Annotated in this window: 17 protein-coding genes; 1 reads left to right on the forward strand and 16 read right to left on the reverse strand. The window is 48.6% G+C overall.

Annotated features, from left to right (window positions below; all coding sequences use genetic code 11):
* From rpsC to rpsJ, 8 genes are all read right to left on the reverse strand, one after another.
* Positions 1–663, reverse strand: a complete 663-nt coding sequence (gene rpsC, locus E8L90_RS22155; protein ID WP_007716248.1) for a 30S ribosomal protein S3 — start codon at positions 661–663, stop codon at positions 1–3.
* Between the two features lie 13 nt (positions 664–676).
* The gene (gene rplV / locus E8L90_RS22160; RefSeq protein ID WP_017247049.1) at positions 677–1,009 is read right to left on the reverse strand and encodes a 50S ribosomal protein L22; all 333 of its coding nucleotides are present in this window, start codon (positions 1,007–1,009) and stop codon (positions 677–679) included.
* A 29-nt stretch (positions 1,010–1,038) separates the two neighbouring features.
* Positions 1,039–1,320 carry a 30S ribosomal protein S19 gene (rpsS, locus tag E8L90_RS22165; protein WP_007716246.1) on the reverse strand — a complete coding sequence of 94 codons (282 nt, stop codon included), beginning with the start codon at positions 1,318–1,320 and terminating at the stop codon, positions 1,039–1,041.
* Between the two features lie 49 nt (positions 1,321–1,369).
* A complete protein-coding gene (gene rplB / locus E8L90_RS22170; RefSeq protein ID WP_007716245.1) occupies positions 1,370–2,200 on the reverse strand; it encodes a 50S ribosomal protein L2 in 831 nt (276 codons plus the stop codon).
* Positions 2,201–2,232: 32 nt separating this feature from the next.
* Positions 2,233–2,523: a 50S ribosomal protein L23 gene (gene rplW / locus E8L90_RS22175; protein WP_007716243.1), complete on the reverse strand. Its 291-nt coding sequence runs from the start codon at positions 2,521–2,523 to the stop codon at positions 2,233–2,235.
* The gene (gene rplD, locus E8L90_RS22180; RefSeq protein ID WP_137031396.1) at positions 2,523–3,146 is read right to left on the reverse strand and encodes a 50S ribosomal protein L4; all 624 of its coding nucleotides are present in this window, start codon (positions 3,144–3,146) and stop codon (positions 2,523–2,525) included. Before rplD ends, rplW begins: the two co-directional genes overlap by 1 nt.
* Positions 3,147–3,161: 15 nt before the next feature.
* Positions 3,162–3,791 (reverse strand): 50S ribosomal protein L3, encoded by a 630-nt coding sequence (gene rplC, locus E8L90_RS22185; protein WP_106841283.1) that lies wholly within the window; start codon positions 3,789–3,791, stop codon positions 3,162–3,164.
* A 147-nt stretch (positions 3,792–3,938) separates the two neighbouring features.
* Positions 3,939–4,247 (reverse strand): 30S ribosomal protein S10, encoded by a 309-nt coding sequence (gene rpsJ / locus E8L90_RS22190; RefSeq protein WP_007716236.1) that lies wholly within the window; start codon positions 4,245–4,247, stop codon positions 3,939–3,941.
* A gap of 356 nt (positions 4,248–4,603) precedes the next feature.
* Between rpsJ and E8L90_RS22200 the strand changes: the two genes are divergently transcribed.
* A complete protein-coding gene (locus tag E8L90_RS22200) occupies positions 4,604–4,990 on the forward strand; it encodes a globin domain-containing protein (RefSeq protein WP_137031397.1) in 387 nt (128 codons plus the stop codon).
* Between the two features lie 25 nt (positions 4,991–5,015).
* Here the strand turns inward: E8L90_RS22200 and E8L90_RS22205 are convergent, their stop codons facing one another.
* From E8L90_RS22205 to rpoB, 8 genes are all read right to left on the reverse strand, one after another.
* Positions 5,016–5,951: a DMT family transporter gene (locus E8L90_RS22205; protein ID WP_137031398.1), complete on the reverse strand. Its 936-nt coding sequence runs from the start codon at positions 5,949–5,951 to the stop codon at positions 5,016–5,018.
* 153 nt (positions 5,952–6,104) lie between these two features.
* Positions 6,105–7,295 (reverse strand): elongation factor Tu, encoded by a 1,191-nt coding sequence (tuf, locus tag E8L90_RS22210; protein ID WP_137031399.1) that lies wholly within the window; start codon positions 7,293–7,295, stop codon positions 6,105–6,107.
* Positions 7,296–7,415: 120 nt separating this feature from the next.
* The gene (gene fusA, locus E8L90_RS22215) at positions 7,416–9,494 is read right to left on the reverse strand and encodes an elongation factor G (RefSeq protein ID WP_137031400.1); all 2,079 of its coding nucleotides are present in this window, start codon (positions 9,492–9,494) and stop codon (positions 7,416–7,418) included.
* A gap of 69 nt (positions 9,495–9,563) precedes the next feature.
* Positions 9,564–10,034 (reverse strand): 30S ribosomal protein S7, encoded by a 471-nt coding sequence (gene rpsG / locus E8L90_RS22220; protein WP_007716226.1) that lies wholly within the window; start codon positions 10,032–10,034, stop codon positions 9,564–9,566.
* A 56-nt stretch (positions 10,035–10,090) separates the two neighbouring features.
* Positions 10,091–10,525: a 30S ribosomal protein S12 gene (gene rpsL, locus E8L90_RS22225; RefSeq protein WP_012683978.1), complete on the reverse strand. Its 435-nt coding sequence runs from the start codon at positions 10,523–10,525 to the stop codon at positions 10,091–10,093.
* 123 nt (positions 10,526–10,648) lie between these two features.
* Positions 10,649–10,903, reverse strand: a complete 255-nt coding sequence (locus E8L90_RS22230) for a 50S ribosomal protein L7ae-like protein (protein WP_137031401.1) — start codon at positions 10,901–10,903, stop codon at positions 10,649–10,651.
* Between the two features lie 137 nt (positions 10,904–11,040).
* Entirely contained in the window at positions 11,041–14,667 is a 3,627-nt protein-coding gene (gene rpoC, locus E8L90_RS22235; protein ID WP_137031402.1) for a DNA-directed RNA polymerase subunit beta', read from the reverse strand.
* Between the two features lie 29 nt (positions 14,668–14,696).
* Positions 14,697–18,236 carry a DNA-directed RNA polymerase subunit beta gene (rpoB, locus tag E8L90_RS22240; RefSeq protein ID WP_137031403.1) on the reverse strand — a complete coding sequence of 1,180 codons (3,540 nt, stop codon included), beginning with the start codon at positions 18,234–18,236 and terminating at the stop codon, positions 14,697–14,699.
* Positions 18,237–18,270 lie beyond the last annotated feature (34 nt).

An 18,270-nucleotide genomic window follows, 5' to 3' on the forward strand; every position in this document is an offset into this window, starting at 1 on the left:
TTACTTGCCTCCTTCCTCAGTAGCGACGTTCTTTCTCGCTGGAAGGACTTCTCCACGATAGATCCACACTTTAACACCGATGCGACCATAAGTGGTATGTGCTTCAGCAGTACCGTAGTCGATGTCAGCGCGCAATGTGTGAAGCGGAACAGTACCTTCGCTGTAACCTTCAGAACGTGCGATGTCCGCGCCGCCAAGACGACCGCTTACCAAGGTTTTGATACCTTTAGCACCAGAGCGCAGCGAACGAGTAATCGATTGCTTTTGCGCACGGCGGAAAGAAATGCGGTTTTCCAATTGGCGTGCAATATTTTCAGCTACCAGAGTAGCATCCAGATCCGGACGTTTTACTTCGTTGATGTTGATATGAACGCGTTTGCCAGTCAGTTCGGTCAAAGTTTTGCGCAGAGTTTCAACCTCTGAACCACCTTTACCAATTACCATACCAGGCTTAGCGGTGTGAATCGTAACGTTCACGCGATTAGCTGCGCGTTCGATTTCGATCGTGGATACAGCAGCATCCTTCAGACGCCCTTTTACATACTTACGGATTTTCAAGTCTTCGTGCAACAGAGTTGCGAAGTCCTTGTCAGCGTACCATTTGGACTCCCAGTCACGAATGACACCGATCCGAAGACCTACCGGGCTTACCTTTTGACCCACACGTAATCCCTCCTTATTTCTCGTTTAGTACCACTGTGATGTGGCTCGTGCGTTTATGGATGCGGCTAGCGCGACCCATAGCGCGCGGACGGAAACGCTTCAACGTAGGACCTTGGTCTACGAAGATTTTGCCAACTACCAAGCTATTTGGATCCAGCTCATAGTTGTGCTCAGCGTTTGCAATAGCCGACTTCAGGAGCTTTTCAACAACTGGAGAAGCTGCCTTTGGCGTGTGTTTCAAGATCGCCAAAGCTTCACCTACTTGCTTGCCTCTGATCAAGTCAACCACCAGGCGGACTTTACGAGACGCGATGCGAATATTCCGAGCAACTGCTTTTGCTTCCATCTTTGTACCTCCTCTCTGTCAAGAGAAAATTAGCGCTTCTTGGACTTCTTGTCGTTGTCGACGTGACCCTTGAAGGTACGAGTTGGTGCGAATTCACCCAATTTATGACCAACCATGTCTTCCGATACGTATACAGGTACATGTTTACGGCCATCGTAAACTGCAAACGTGTGTCCTACGAAATCAGGGAAGATGGTGGAACGGCGAGACCATGTTTTGATCACGCGTTTCTCGTTCTTTTCATTTTGCTCGTCAACTTTTTTCATCAAGTGGTCATCCACGAAAGGACCCTTTTTTAAGCTACGTCCCATTAGTGAACCTCCCTTCGCCAAAGGCGTTCGGTTATAGTATCAGCCTACCTTACTTTTTACGGCGGCGGATGATGTACTGGTCGGACTTGTTTTTCTTCTTGCGAGTCTTGAGACCCAGGGTTGGTTTACCCCAAGGAGTAACAGGAGCCTTACGACCGATTGGAGCGCGACCTTCACCACCACCGTGTGGGTGATCGTTAGGGTTCATTACGCTACCGCGAACTGTCGGGCGAATACCCAACCAGCGGGAACGTCCTGCTTTACCGATGTTCAGCAATTCGTGATCTTGGTTACCTACTTGACCGATGGTAGCGCGGCATACGTTATGAATGCGGCGTGTTTCACCGGAAGACAGGCGTACGATTACGAATTCACCATCACGACCAAGCAATTGAGCAGAAGTACCAGCAGCGCGAACCAATTGGCCACCTTTACCAGGTTTCAGCTCGATGTTGTGGATGGTAGTACCTACCGGGATTTTCTCCATTGGCAGTGCGTTACCGATTTTGATGTCGGCATCTGCTCCGGATACAATCTGGTCGCCCACTTTCAGGTTTTGTGGAGCGATAATGTAACGCTTTTCACCGTCTGCATAGTTGATCAGCGCGATGTTAGCGGAACGGTTTGGATCGTATTCAATGGTTGCTACGCGACCAATGATACCATCTTTGTTACGTTTGAAGTCGATAATACGGTATTTACGTTTGTGACCGCCACCTTGATGACGAACGGTAATTCTACCTTGGTTGTTGCGACCAGCTTTTTTGCTGAGAGGCGCCAACAAGGATTTTTCGGGAGTCGACGTGGTGATCTCCTCGAAAGTAGAAACCGTCATTTGGCGACGACCAGGAGAAGTCGGTTTAAACTTTTTGATACCCATGTTAATACCCTCCTTTTCGGTAGTCGTCGAGGTTATACTCCCTCGTAGAAGGCCAATTCTTTGCTGTCATCAGTCAGCTTAACGATTGCTTTCTTCCACTCGGATGTGTAACCGGAGTATTTTCCGTAGCGTTTTGGTTTAGCAGGTACACGAACTGTGTTAACTGCTTCTACTTTTACGCCAAATACTTTTTCAACTGCTTGTTTGATTTCTGTCTTGTTGGCTTTGAGAGGTACTTCGAATACGTACTTTTTCTCAGCCATCATGTCAGTGGTGCGCTCGGTAATGACAGGGCGTTTAAGGACATCATGAAGGCTCTTCATTAGGCGAGCACCTCCTCTACTTTCGCAATCGCTTCTTTCGTCACGATTACTTTGTCATGCGCTACCAGATCAAGAACGTTAATGCCTGCAGCATCTACGATTTTTGCACCTGGAATGTTGCGGGAAGCAAGAGCTACGTTTTGGTCGTACTCGGAAGTAACGATCAGAACTTTGCGATCTGCTTTCAAGTTGTTCAGAACAACTGTCATTTCTTTAGTTTTAGGAGCTGCAATGTTCAGAGCATCCAAAACCAAAATTTCGTTGCTTTGTACTTTTGCGGAGAGTGCGGATTTCAGAGCCAAACGGCGAACTTTACGGTTCAGTTTGTAACCGTATTTGCGCGGAGTTGGACCGAATACAACACCGCCACCTTTCCATTGCGGAGAGCGAATGGAACCTTGGCGTGCACGTCCTGTACCTTTTTGGCGCCATGGCTTGCGGCCACCACCACGTACTTCAGAACGGTTCTTTACATCATGTGTACCTTGGCGTTGGGATGCTTGTTGCATCACGATCGCATCGTACAGAACTGCGCTGTTAGGCTCAATCCCAAATACGCTGTCTGCCAGATCGATTTCGCCAACTTGAGAACCGCTTTGGTTATAAAGAGCTACTTTCGGCATGTCAGTTCCTCCTTTCTAGTTCTTCTTGACTGCCGTGGAAACCAGTACGCAGCCGTTTTTCGGACCAGGCACGGAGCCTTTCACGAGAATCAAGTTGCGTTCTGCGATAACTTTAACCACTTCCAGGTTTTGAATGGTAACGTTGTCTCCACCCATTTGACCTGGCAGGGTTTGGCCTTTAAATACACGACCTGGATCGACAGCACCCAAAGAACCTGGGCGGCGATGGTAGCGCGAACCGTGAGCCATAGGACCGCGGGATTGATTGTGACGTTTGATCGCACCTTGGAAACCTTTACCCTTGGTAACGCCGGCAACGTCAACGAATTCTCCCTCGGCAAAAATGTCAGCCTTCAACTCTTGACCAACCTCATAGTCAGCGAGGTTTACTCCGCGAATTTCGCGAACGAAGCGCTTAGGAGCAGTGTTAGCTTTTGCTGCATGGCCTTTTTCCGGCTTGTTAGCGCGCTGTTCTTTTTTGTCTTCGAAGCCGATTTGAATCGCTTCATAACCGTCGTTCGCAACGTCTTTCTTCTGAAGAACTACGTTAGAACCCGCCTCGATAACTGTTACAGCAATCGCTGCTCCGTTTGGACCAAAAACTTGACTCATTCCAAGTTTTTTCCCTAAGATTCCTTTGGTCATTTGTGCCACCTCCTGTGCTTATTTCAGTAAAACGTTTTATGTTGTATCAAGTCCCCATCGATGCGCAGGGGTGCCATTTAAGGGTTTGTTGCTTGGTATAACACGCTTATCAAGACAACGTCTGCGCGTGTATCGCTTTTTGGGACCTTACAGTTTGATCTCGATGTCCACACCGGACGGCAGATCCAGACGCATCAGAGCATCTACTGTTTGTGGTGTAGGATTCAAGATATCGATCAAACGTTTATGTGTACGCATCTCGAATTGCTCACGAGAATCTTTGTACTTATGAACCGCACGCAGGATCGTGTAAATTGCTTTCTCCGTAGGAAGTGGAATTGGACCGGATACGTTAGCACCGGAACGCTTCGCAGTGTCCACGATTTTTTCTGCGGACTGATCCAGGATTTTATGATCATACGCCTTCAAACGAATACGAATCTTTTGCTTTGCCATTGAAGTCCCTCCTTTTTCGCCCATTTTTTAAACAGACATTTCTCCGTGGAAATATCCTGCACCCCAGTCATGGCAAAGGGCCCGGGTGTGTCAGCAACCTCCCACATCATCGCAAGTCCATGACCAACATTCAATATTGTACTAAAAAGATCTGGGCAACGCAAGTTTTTTCTTGGGTTTCCGTATATTTTTTTGTACATGGTGTGCCTACTGAATGACTCACCTAGATCATCTTACAGATTCCTGCGAAGAAAGGCAAGCGGGATTACCTGCCAACTCGCCGAGAAATCTATCTATTATAGAAGGAAGTCGTTATACTTATGATTGTACTCGTTATGAAATGGAGGTTTTCCTCAATGTCTGATGTGAATCAAACCCCTTATGAAATCATCGGCGGTGCAGATACCTTGGCCCGTCTTGTCGATACCTTTTACGATCTGGTAAAGCAACATCCCGACATTAACGACCTCTTCCCTGAAGATTTAACCCACGTGAAGGAACGTCAATATCAGTTTTTGACACAGTTTCTCGGTGGTCCAAGCCTGTATTCGGACGCCCATGGCCATCCGATGTTGAGAGCACGACACATGCCATTCCCTATTGGACCTATACAAGCAGAGGCTTGGCTCTCTTGTATGGATAAAGCCATGTCCCTGACTAAACTGGAAGGCGAAATTCGAAAGCAAATCTTTGATCGCTTGCGTTTAACTGCTCACCATATGGTCAATAAGTGGGATCAATAAGAAAAAGCGTAGGACAATTACCGTCCTACGCTTTTGTTGTTATATCAGAGGTTGCTGCTGCACGTGTAGCTTTCGGTCTCACCAAGCTACGTGATCCCAAATATACACCGCCTACGATCATGCATAATGCTAGTAGGTGTACGAGTTGAAGGCTTTCTCCCAGGAATATCGCCGCAAATACCAAGCTGGCCATTGGCATTCCATTTAAGAAAACAGCTGTTCGACTCGCTCCGAGCTGACGTATCCCATAATTCCAGCCGATCGAACCGAGCGCAGTTGACAGCGCACCTGAAGCAAAAATCACAAGCCACTGGAACGAAGAAACATCCAAAGCTAGATAATAGGAAGCTGGTTGAACAGTCAATGCGACTCCCCATAAGAAGATGACCCCAAACATTTGCGATAAAGCCGTAATTAAGAGTACTGGTACACCTCTTACGACCAATTTGCGTATAAGTAAACCACCCGTTACATACATGAGCATGGAGAAAAACATAATAGCATCTCCCCAGCCATTCATATGAAGTCCGCCGTGCTGAGAGATGACGACAACTAACACTCCTGCAAAACCCATTCCAATGCCAAGCCCTTTTTTCAACGACATGCCTTCCCCTAAGAAAAGCATTGCCAAGAGCGCTGTTGCCAACGGATTTAATCCAAGAATAAGCGATGCATTTCCTGCTGTCGTGTATTGAACACCGGCTGCAAGCGTTATTTGATGAAGCGCGATAGAACTAGCACCGACTCCGGCCAACAACAACCAATCCGTTTTGCTAAAACGCAAACTCTTCCGGTATAAGAAGATGAGTGGCGATAAACAGATTCCACCGACAGTCATGCGTATAGCCGCGACATATAATGGAGGAAACGTTGTTAAATACTTGACCATGACGACGTTCAAGCCCCACAGTGTGACAACACCCGCAAGCATAAGAAACAATAATCGCTCATTATTTTTCATCTCGACTATCCCCCATCCAATCCTGATGGTATTGTAGCATATTGCGGCGAGAGGCAAATTGAATGATTTTGATGGGAGTTATTTAAAAGTTCGATAAATGCACATAAAAAAACCCGACAACCAAAGTTGTCGGGTTTTGTGTATCAGTAAAACCTAAGCGTCGATAGAAGCTACAACGCCAGCGCCTACTGTACGGCCACCTTCACGGATCGCGAAGCGAGTACCTTGTTCCATCGCTACTGGAGCGATCAGTTCAACAGTGAACTCAGTGTTGTCGCCAGGCATGATCATTTCAACGCCTTCTGGCAGTTGGATGATACCTGTTACGTCAGTTGTACGGAAGTAGAATTGTGGACGGTAGTTAGCAAAGAAAGGAGTGTGACGTCCGCCTTCTTCTTTGGACAGAACGTAAACTTCTGCTTTGAACTTCGTGTAAGGCTTAACGGAACCTGGTTTCGCCAAGCATTGTCCACGCTCGATGTCGTTACGGTCTACACCGCGCAGCAGAGCACCGATGTTGTCACCAGCTTGAGCGGAATCCAGCAATTTGCGGAACATCTCAACACCAGTTACAGTTGTGTTTTTAGTTTCTTCAGCCAGACCAATGATTTCTACTTGGTCACCAACTTTTACTACACCGCGCTCTACGCGACCAGTAGCAACAGTACCACGACCAGTGATCGTGAACACGTCCTCTACAGGCATCAGGAACGGCTTGTCAGTTGCGCGCTCAGGAGTTGGGATGTAGGAGTCTACAGCTTCCATCAGCTCAACAATTCTCTTAGCCCAGTCACCAGTTGGGTTATCCAAAGCTTCTTTAGCAGAACCTTTGATTACTGGAGTGTCGTCACCTGGGAACTCATATTGAGACAACAGGTCACGGATTTCCATTTCAACCAGTTCCAACAACTCTTCATCGTCTACCATGTCGCATTTGTTCATGAATACTACGATGTAAGGTACGCCTACTTGCTTGGAGAGCAGGATGTGCTCGCGAGTTTGTGGCATAGGGCCATCAGCTGCGGATACAACCAGGATAGCGCCGTCCATTTGAGCAGCACCAGTAATCATGTTTTTCACGTAGTCAGCGTGACCAGGGCAATCAACGTGAGCATAGTGACGGTTGTCAGTTTCGTACTCAACGTGAGCAGTGTTGATTGTGATACCGCGCTCTTTTTCTTCTGGAGCAGCGTCAATTGCAGCATAGTTCATAGCTTGTGCTTTACCGCTCTGTGCCAATACAGTTGTAATAGCAGCAGTCAGGGTAGTTTTACCATGGTCAACGTGACCGATAGTACCAATGTTAACGTGTGGTTTATTACGCTCAAATTTCGCTTTTGCCATGAGAGAAAAGCCTCCTTATAGATAAGGGTTTTATGGTTTGAAGAAAGGTTTACCTTACGAATGGTTGTCCCTTCCATATTGTAAACCTTTCTGATTGCAAGATAAAGCTGTAACCTGTAATTATTCGCCTTTAGATTTCTTGATGATCTCTTCAGCGATAAATTTAGGCACTTCTTCGTAGTGATCGATCACCATGGAGTAAACGCCACGGCCTTGGGTACGGGAACGAAGAATTGTGGAGTAACCAAACATCTCGGACAGTGGTACCATTGCACGGATTACTTGTGCATTTGCACGAGCTTCCATACCTTCGATACGACCGCGGCGGGAGTTCAGATCGCCCATAACGTCGCCCATGTACTCTTCTGGCATTGTAACTTCTACTTTCATGATTGGCTCGAGCAATACAGCGCCACATTTTTTCGCAGCTTCTTTCAGAGCGAGAGAACCTGCTACTTTAAATGCCATCTCGTTGGAGTCAACATCATGGTAGCTACCGTCTACGATAGTAGCTTTGATATCAACCAGCGGGAAGCCGGCGATAACACCATTTTTCATGGACTCTTCGATACCCGCTTGAACAGCAGGGATGTATTCGCGTGGTACTACACCACCAACGATTTTGTTTTCGAATTGGAAGCCTTGACCAGCTTCGAGTGGAGCAAATTCCACCCAAACGTGACCGTATTGACCACGACCACCGGACTGACGAACGAATTTACCTTCCACTTTTGCTGCGTTACGGAATGTTTCACGGTAAGCAACTTGTGGAGCACCTACGTTCGACTCGACTTTAAATTCGCGTTTCAGACGGTCTACGATAATCTCCAGGTGAAGCTCACCCATACCGGAGATGATTGTTTGACCAGTCTCTTCGTCTGTGCGAGTTCTGAACGTTGGATCCTCTTCAGCCAGCTTGGACAGGCCGATACCCATCTTGTCTTGGTCTGCTTTGGATTTTGGCTCAATCGCAACAGAGATAACTGGCTCTGGGAAGTCCATAGACTCAAGGATTACAGGAGCCTTTTCATCACACAGAGTATCACCAGTTGTTGTATCTTTCAAACCTACAGCTGCAGCAATGTCACCGGAGTAAACCGTTTGGATCTCTTCACGGTGGTTTGCGTGCATTTGCAGGATACGGCCTACGCGCTCACGTTTACCTTTGGTAGAGTTGAGAACATAAGAACCGGAACTCAGTACACCGGAGTATACGCGGAAGAAAGTCAGACGGCCTACATACGGGTCAGTCATGATCTTGAACGCAAGAGCAGAGAACGGACCGTTGTCGTCAGCAGGACGATCAACTTCTTCTTCAGTATCTGGCAATGTACCTTTGATTGCAGGGATATCTACCGGGGACGGCAGGAAAGTAACAACGTTGTCCAGCATAGGCTGAACACCTTTGTTGCGGTAAGAAGAACCGCACATTACCGGCGTCAGTTTGCACTCGATAGTACCCTTACGCAGAGCCACGCGGATTTCGTCGTTGGTCAGCTCTTCGCCTTCCAAGTACTTCATCATGAGCTCTTCGTCTTGTTCTGCAGCTGCCTCTACCATCGCCATGCGAAGTTCTTCGCAACGCGCCAGAATGTCAGCAGGAATTTCAGCGGAGTCAGAAGTTTTACCCAAGTCATCAGTATATACGATTGCCTTCATTTCAATCAGGTCAACCATACCTTTGAATTGATCTTCTGCACCGATTGGATATTGGATTGCTACTGGATTTGCACCCAGGCGAGATTTGATCTGACCCAAGCACATATCAAAGTTAGCACCCATGATATCCATTTTGTTGATGTAGCACATGCGCGGTACGCCATAGCGGTCAGCTTGGCGCCATACGGTTTCGGTTTGCGGCTCAACGCCACCTTTTGCGTCAAAAACGGTTACAGCACCGTCAAGAACGCGCAGGGAGCGCTCAACTTCTACAGTGAAGTCTACGTGGCCTGGCGTATCGATAATGTTGATTCGATGGCCATTCCATTGAGCAGTAGTAGCAGCCGAAGTGATCGTGATACCACGCTCTTGCTCTTGTTCCATCCAGTCCATGGTTGCTGCACCTTCGTGCACCTCACCAATTTTATGAACGCGACCAGTGTAGAACAGAATACGCTCAGTAGTCGTCGTCTTACCAGCATCGATGTGAGCCATGATACCGATATTACGCGTATTCGGCAAAGAGAACTCGCGAGCCATTAGGTATGCTCCTTCCATACTCGAGTTTGAGAATAAACGGGTATCCAATATGGACACCCGATTCAATTCCTACCAGCGATAGTGAGCAAACGCTTTGTTCGCTTCAGCCATCTTGTGCGTGTCTTCACGCTTTTTAACTGCTGCACCGGTGTTGTTAGCAGCGTCCATGATCTCGTTAGCAAGACGTTGTTCCATGGTTTTCTCTCCACGGTTACGGGAGTAGTTAACCATCCAACGCAGGCCAAGAGTGGTACGGCGCTCCGGTTTTACTTCGATTGGTACTTGGTAGTTAGCACCACCTACACGGCGAGCTTTAACTTCCAGTACTGGCATTACGTTTTTCAGTGCTTCTTCAAACACTTCCATCGGGTTGCGACCTGTGCGCTCCTGGATGATGTCAAATGCGTTGTAGAGAATGTTCTGAGCTACACCACGCTTACCATCCAACATCAGGCGGTTAATCAAGCGAGTAACCAACTTGCTGTTGTGAATAGGATCTGGCAGCACGTCACGACGGGTTACAGGACCTTTACGAGGCATCGTATTCCCTCCTTCTTTTCGTTATAAATTCACGCCACTTCACAGGCGCTTTTTTATTACTTCTTCGCTGCTGCTTGACCTGGCTTCGGACGCTTAGTACCGTATTTGGAACGACCTTGTTTACGGTTGTTCACACCAGCAGTGTCAAGTGCACCACGAACGATATGGTAGCGTACCCCTGGCAAGTCTTTTACACGACCGCCGCGCACCAGCACGACGCTATGCTCTTGCAGGTTGTGGCCAATACCACCGATGTAAGCTGTTACCTCGATTCCGTTAGTCAAACGCACACGAGCGTATTTACGCAACGCGGAGTTCGGTTTTTTCGGAGTCATGGTACCTACACGAGTGCAAACACCACGTTTTTGAGGAGAGCTTTGGTTAGTTTGGCTTTTCTTGAAGCTGTTGTACCCCTTTTGAAGAGCTGGGGACTTCGACTTCACTACCTTATCCTCGCGACCTTTACGCACCAATTGGTTAATTGTAGGCATGATGTTACCTCCCTTCTTAATACCCAATCTTCAAGACCACAGATCCAGGTGAGTCATTTTTAGGTCAAATAGAAAGTCCTTGTCCAGCATTACACAAGTTGTAAGCCACAGACAAAAACATCGTTAACCACTTTTTCTAATCGCAGCAGTAGCCGCTCCCACTTCAATTCCGCACGCTTTGCCTAAGCGATGCATGGAATCTACATGAATGACTGGAACACCCTTCTCTTTGCAAAGGAGCTCGACTTTTTGGGTCAAACGCTTATCTGCATCAATAGCGATATACACTGCTTCTACCTGTTGGTTTTCAACAGCTTTGATCGTTTGCTTAATGCCGATTGTCAAGTCCTTGGCCCGCTCGACTTTTTCATAAGACATGATTCTCATATCCTCCAAAGTGCAGATGTCAGGCACACTTGAATATAATATCAGGTGGGCTAGTTGTTGTCAACGCCCTTTTGATATTTTTATTTAGGAAAGCGCCCACCAATCGGTGATGGGCGCTTTTCCCGCAATTACTCTACAGAAACTGCTTCTTGCTCAGCTTTCGCTGCTTCGAGCTCTGCTTCGTAATCTACTTGACTAGCTACTTTTACATTGCGGTAACGTGACATACCGGTACCTGCTGGAACCAGCTTCCCGATAATAACGTTCTCTTTCAAACCTAGCAAGCGGTCCACTTTTCCTTTGATCGCTGCATCGGTAAGAACACGAGTCGTTTCCTGGAAGGATGCTGCCGACAGGAAGGAGTCGGTTTCGAGGGATGCTTTGGTGATCCCGAGAAGAACCGGACGACCTACTGCTGGACTTCTGCCTTCCATGAGGGCTTTTGTGTTCGCTACTTCAAATTCTGGCACCTCAACATAGGAACCTGGCAGGAGGTCAGTATCTCCGCTGTCGATAACACGCAGTTTGCGCAGCATCTGGCGAATCATTACCTCAACGTGCTTGTCGTTAATTTCTACCCCTTGCATACGGTAAACTTTTTGTACCTCTTGCAAGATGTAGTTGGAAACGCCGCGCATACCGCGAACTTTGAGCATTTCTTTCGGGTCTACGGAACCTTCCGTGAGCTCATCACCAGCATTTAGCTTGACACCAACAGAAACCTTGATGCGAGAGCCATACGGTGCTGCATACACTTTGTTTTCCGCTTCTCCACGTACTTCGATCTCGCGACGATCTTTCCCTTCGCGAATGTCGACGACTTCACCATCGATCTCGGAGATGACTGCTTGCCCTTTCGGATTGCGCGCCTCAAACAACTCTTGAATACGCGGCAAACCTTGGGTAATATCGTCTCCCGCAACCCCACCGGTATGGAAGGTACGCATGGTCAGCTGGGTACCCGGCTCACCAATGGACTGAGCAGCGATAATACCAACCGCTTCTCCCACTTCCACCTCGGCTCCTGTCGCCAGGTTGCGTCCGTAGCACAGTTTGCAGACACCATGGCTGGTGCGGCAAGCAAGTACGTTACGGATATAGACGGAAGTAATACCTTCTTTTTCGATATACTCGGCAACCTCTTCAGAGATCTCCTCATTGCGGTGCACGATGATTTCTTTTGTCTCAGGGTGGCGCAAAGTCTCGAAGCAAGTACGTCCTGTCAGACGGTCAGACAGCTTCTCGATCTCTTCTTTACCATCCTTGATTGCTGTTACACGGATACCTTTATCTGTTCCACAATCAGTTTCGCGTACGATCACGTCTTGAGCAACGTCTACCAGACGACGAGTCAGGTAACCCGAGTCCGCTGTACGCAACGCTGTATCGGCGAGACCTTTACGCGCACCGTGCGTGGAGATAAAGTATTCCAATACCGTCAGACCTTCACGGAAGTTGGATTTAATCGGCAACTCGATGATTCGACCGGATGGGTTTGCCATCAGACCGCGCATACCAGCCAACTGAGTGATCTGGGATACGTTACCACGGGCACCGGAGTTCGCCATCATGAAAATCGCATTGAACTTATCCATGGACTTCATCAAAACGTCTGTTACCTCATCCTTCGCTTTGGACCAGATGGAAATAACGCGGTCATAGCGCTCGTCCTCGGTGATCAAACCGCGACGGAATTGCGTCATGACAGTTGCTACTTTCTCATCTGCAGCGTCAAGGATGTCTTTTTTCTTTCCTGGTACCGCGATGTCCGCTACGGCAATCGTGATACCTGCTTTTGTCGAGTACGTGAAGCCCAGTTCCTTGATTTTGTCGAGGATCATGGACGTTTTCATCGTACCAAAGCGACGGAAGCACTCGGAAATGATGGTTCCCAAGAAGCCCTTCTTCACCGCACCCGGGTCAGGCAGGTTCTTGATGAACTCTGTAACGTTGGTACCTTTATCGAAAATAAAGTATTCGTCAGGAACCATGTTTTGCAGGTTGCCTTTCGTTGGTGCGTTAATGAACGGCAGGTCTGCAGGGAAAATTTCATTGAAGATAACTTTACCTACTGTCGTTACGAGAAGCGCGTTCTCTTGACGCTCAGTAAAGCTGGTTTTGCTCAGGCGTTTTGCTGGCAGAGCGATGCGCGTTTGCAGGCTGATAAAGCCTTGCTGATAAGCAGCAATCGCATCGTGAGGATCGCGATAAATCGTACCCTCGCCTTTGTCGCCTTCGCGTTCCAGTGTCAGGTAGTAAGAACCAAGCACCATGTCCTGGGATGGTGTTACTACCGGTTTACCGTCTTTCGGGTTCAAGATGTTCTGCGCTGCCAGCATGAGAATACGGGCTTCTGCCTGTGCCTCAGCAGACAACGGAACGTGAACCGCCATTTGGTCACCGTCGAAGTCCGCGTTGTACGCTGTACAAACGAGCGGATGCAGACGGATCGCACGGCCTTCAACCAGAACTGGTTCGAATGCTTGGATACCCAGACGGTGCAAGGTGGGGGCACGGTTCAACAGTACCGGGTGCTCGCGAATAACGTCCTCGAGAACGTCCCATACCTCTGGCTGAACGCGCTCAACCTTGCGCTTTGCGCTCTTGATGTTGTGAGCGAGGCCTTTGGAAACCAGCTCTTTCATCACGAACGGCTTGAAGAGCTCCAGTGCCATTTCTTTAGGCAAACCGCACTGATACATCTTCAGGTTAGGTCCTACAACGATAACGGAACGGCCGGAGTAGTCAACACGCTTACCGAGCAGGTTTTGACGGAAACGACCTTGTTTACCTTTCAGCATGTGGCTGAGAGATTTCAAAGGACGGTTACCTGGTCCTGTTACCGGACGTCCACGACGACCGTTGTCGATGAGCGCGTCTACTGCTTCCTGCAGCATGCGTTTCTCGTTTTGTACGATAATGTCAGGAGCACCCAATTCGAGCAGGCGCTTTAGACGGTTATTACGGTTGATTACACGGCGGTACAGGTCATTCAGGTCGGAAGTGGCAAAACGTCCACCATCCAACTGAACCATTGGACGAAGCTCTGGCGGGATAACCGGCAGTACGTCAAGAACCATCCAATCCGGGTGGTTACCGGAGTTGCGGAATGCCTCGAGCACTTCCAGACGCTTGATCGCACGGTTGCGACGCTGGCCTTGTGCCGTTTTCAAATCTTCTTTTATCGTTTCCACGTCTTTATCCAGATCGATTTCTGCAAGCAGGCGTTTGATCGCTTCTGCTCCCATCATCGCTTGGAAGGAGTGGCCGTATTTCTCACGATAGTTGCGATACTCTTTTTCGGAGAGCAATTGCTTTTTATCGAGAGGAGTGTCACCTGGATCGGTTACTACGTAAGAAGCAAAGTAGATTACCTCCTCCAGGGAACGAGGGGACATGTCGAGGACCAAGCCCATACGGCTTGGAATCCCTTTGAAGTACCAGATGTGAGAAACTGGGGCAGCCAGTTCAATGTGCCCCATACGCTCACGCCGTACTTTGGCGCGGGTCACTTCCACGCCACAACGGTCACACACTACACCTTTATAACGAACACGCTTGTATTTACCGCAATGGCATTCCCAGTCCTTGGTTGGTCCAAAGATGCGTTCGCAGAACAAGCCGTCTTTTTCCGGTTTCAGTGTGCGGTAGTTGATCGTCTCAGGCTTCTTCACTTCCCCGAAAGACCACGAACGGATCTTATCGGGGGAAGCCAAGCCGATCTTCATATATTCGAAGTTGTTCACGTCAATCACAGGGCGTTACCTCCCTTGGTACCGGAATCTTACTCTTCGTTCAAGCTTCCGCCTTCGAGAACGAGGTTCAGTTTTTCACCGTTGCCTTCATCCTCGTCTTCCATTTCACGCATTTCAATCTCCTGCTCGTCTCCGGACAGAATCTTCACGTCCATACCCAAGCTCTGAAGTTCCTTGATCAATACCTTGAAGGACTCTGGAACACCTGGTTCTGGAACGTTTTCGCCCTTAACGATCGCTTCGTACGTTTTCACGCGGCCCACGACGTCATCCGACTTAACAGTAAGAATTTCTTGCAAGGTGTAGGCAGCACCGTATGCCTCCAATGCCCAAACCTCCATCTCCCCGAAACGCTGTCCACCGAATTGAGCTTTACCACCCAACGGCTGCTGCGTAACAAGAGAGTAAGGACCAGTAGAACGAGCATGGATTTTGTCGTCAACCAAGTGAGCCAGTTTCAGCATGTATACACAACCAACTGTTACACGGCGATCAAACGGTTCACCAGTACGACCATCAAACAAGATCGTTTTTCCGTCACGATCCAGACCTGCTTCTTCCAACGTTTCGAATACTTCTGCCTGACGTGCACCGTCGAATACCGGCGTTGCTACGTGGATACCCAGAAGCTTCGCTGCCATACCCAAGTGAGTCTCCAATACCTGACCGATGTTCATACGCGAAGGAACGCCCAACGGGTTGAGTACGATCTCTACTGGAGAACCATCTGGCAGGAACGGCATATCTTCTTCCGCCATGATGCGGGCGATAACCCCTTTGTTACCATGTCGACCGGCCATTTTGTCACCCACGGAGATTTTCCGTTTTTGGGCGATGTAAACGCGAACGAGTTGGTTTACGCCTGGTGGCAATTCATCGCCATTCTCACGCGTAAATACTTTTACGTCTACGATGATACCGGAACCACCATGCGGTACGCGCAGGGAAGTATCACGAACTTCACGAGCTTTTTCACCGAAGATGGCATGCAGGAGGCGTTCTTCTGCTGTCAGCTCAGTAACCCCTTTAGGTGTAACCTTACCAACGAGAATGTCGCCGTCCTGAATCTCCGCACCAACACGGATGATACCGCGTTCGTCCAGGTTTTTCAGAGCATCTTCCCCGACGTTTGGAATATCGCGAGTGATTTCCTCTGGACCCAGCTTGGTGTCGCGAGCTTCGGACTCGTATTCTTCAATATGGATAGACGTATACACGTCATCTTTTACAAGCTTTTCACTCAGAAGAATCGCGTCTTCGTAGTTGTATCCTTCCCACGTCATAAACGCAATGATTACGTTACGACCGAGAGCCAATTCACCTTTTTCAGTGGATGGGCCGTCCCCAACGATATCGCCTTTTTCAATCCAGTCTCCAGTGCTTACGATTGGGCGCTGGTTGATGCAAGTACCTTGGTTGGAACGGATAAACTTGTGCATTTTGTATTTATCGAGATCGCCGGCAACTTTTCTGCCGTCGATTTCTTGGTAACGACGAATCCAGATTTCGCGAGCCGTTACGCGCTCTACTTGACCCGGATGCTTGGCAACGATCGCCACCCCGGAGTCTTGCGCTGCTTTATGCTCCATACCTGTACCGACAAACGGTGCTTGTGGAATCAAAAGCGGAACGGCCTGCCGCTGCATGTTTGAACCCATCAGTGCGCGGTTGGCGTCATCGTTCTCGAGGAACGGAATCAACGCTGTCGCAACGGATACAACCTGCTTCGGCGATACATCCATGAAGTCTACCTTGTCGCGCGGTACGCTCAAGATCTCACCTTTACGACGGCAGATTACCATGTCGTTTACGAAACGGCCATCTTCATCAAGTGGCTGATTCGCCTGTGCCACGTTGAACACGTCTTCTTCATCAGCAGTCAAGTAACTGATATCAGTCAACACGAAGCCTGTTTCTGGATCTACTTTACGACGAGGCGTTTCAATGAATCCGTAATCGTTAATGCGTGCAAAGGACGACAAGGAGTTGATCAAACCAATGTTTGGTCCCTCTGGCGTCTCAATTGGACACATACGACCGTAGTGGGAATGGTGAACGTCACGTACTTCGAAGCCCGCGCGCTCACGCGTCAAACCACCAGGTCCGAGTGCGGACAGACGGCGTTTGTGCGTCAGCTCAGCCAATGGATTTGTTTGATCCATGAACTGGGACAGCTGCGAGCTACCAAAGAACTCCTTCAGTGAGGCAATCACTGGACGGATGTTAATGAGAGCTTGCGGTGTAATTTGGTTTTGATCCTGGATGGACATGCGCTCACGAACCACACGCTCCATACGGGACAGACCAATACGGAACTGGTTCTGCAACAGTTCACCCACGGAACGCAGACGACGGTTACCCAAGTGGTCGATATCGTCTGTGGAACCTACACTGTGCAGGAGGTTCATGAAATAGTTGATCGCCGATACGATATCCGCCGGCGTAATATGTTTGAAGGACTTATCTACATTTCCGTTTCCGATTACTTTGATGATCTTGCCATCTTCAATCGGAGAGAAAATATTGATAGATTGCAAATGAATCGCTTCATCTTCCAATACTCCGCCATGCGTGCGAACGTCGATAAAGCCGACATTACCTTCCAGCGCTGGCACAATACGTTCCAGGACACGACGGTCAATCATTTGACCTGCTTCAGCAAAAATTTCACCTGTTGTCGTATCGATCAATGTTTCAGCCAGACGTTGGTTGTACAGACGGTTTTTCAAATGAAGCTTTTTGTTCATTTTATAACGACCAACAGAAGCCAAATCATAGCGCTTAGGGTCGAAGAAACGAGAGATCAAGAGGCTCTTCGCATTCTCGACTGTTGGTGGCTCACCCGGACGAAGACGCTCGTAGATTTCAATGAGCGCTTTTTCCGTAGAATCGGTATTGTCTTTTTCCAGCGTGTTCTTGATGTATTCATCTTCACCCAGCAAGTTGAGAATCTCAATGTCGGAACCAAAGCCCAACGCACGCAAAAGAACCGTTACCGGGATTTTTCGCGTACGGTCGATGCGGACATAAATAACGTCCTTCGCATCTGTCTCCAGCTCCAGCCAAGCGCCCCGGTTCGGGATTACTGTAGCTGTAAACGTCTGCTTGCCGTTTTTGTCCACTTTGGTGTTGTAATATACACTGGGGGAACGAACAAGCTGGCTGACAATAACGCGCTCAGCACCATTAATAATGAAGGTTCCCGTTTCTGTCATGAGCGGGAAATCCCCCATGAATACCTCTTGTTCCTTCACTTCACCCGTCTCTTTGTTCAACAAACGTACCTTCACACGCAGAGGCGCCGCATAGGTGACGTCACGTTCTTTCGACTCGTCAACATCGTACTTCGGCTCTCCCAAGCTGTAGTCGATAAACTCCAGCACGAGATTACCTGTGAAGTCCTGGATTGGCGAAATGTCTTGGAACATCTCACGGAGCCCCTCATCAAGGAACCATTGGTAGGACTTTTGTTGAATCTCGATGAGATTTGGAAGGCCCAGCACTTCGTTAATACGTGAATACGTACGACGCTGGCGGTGTCGGCCACTTTGAATCACTTTACCTGCCAACTTATTCACCCCTCAGGTTGTGTTTTCACACATA

Origin of the sequence: Brevibacillus antibioticus (assembly GCF_005217615.1) — a bacterium.
Lineage (GTDB): Bacteria > Bacillota > Bacilli > Brevibacillales > Brevibacillaceae > Brevibacillus > Brevibacillus antibioticus.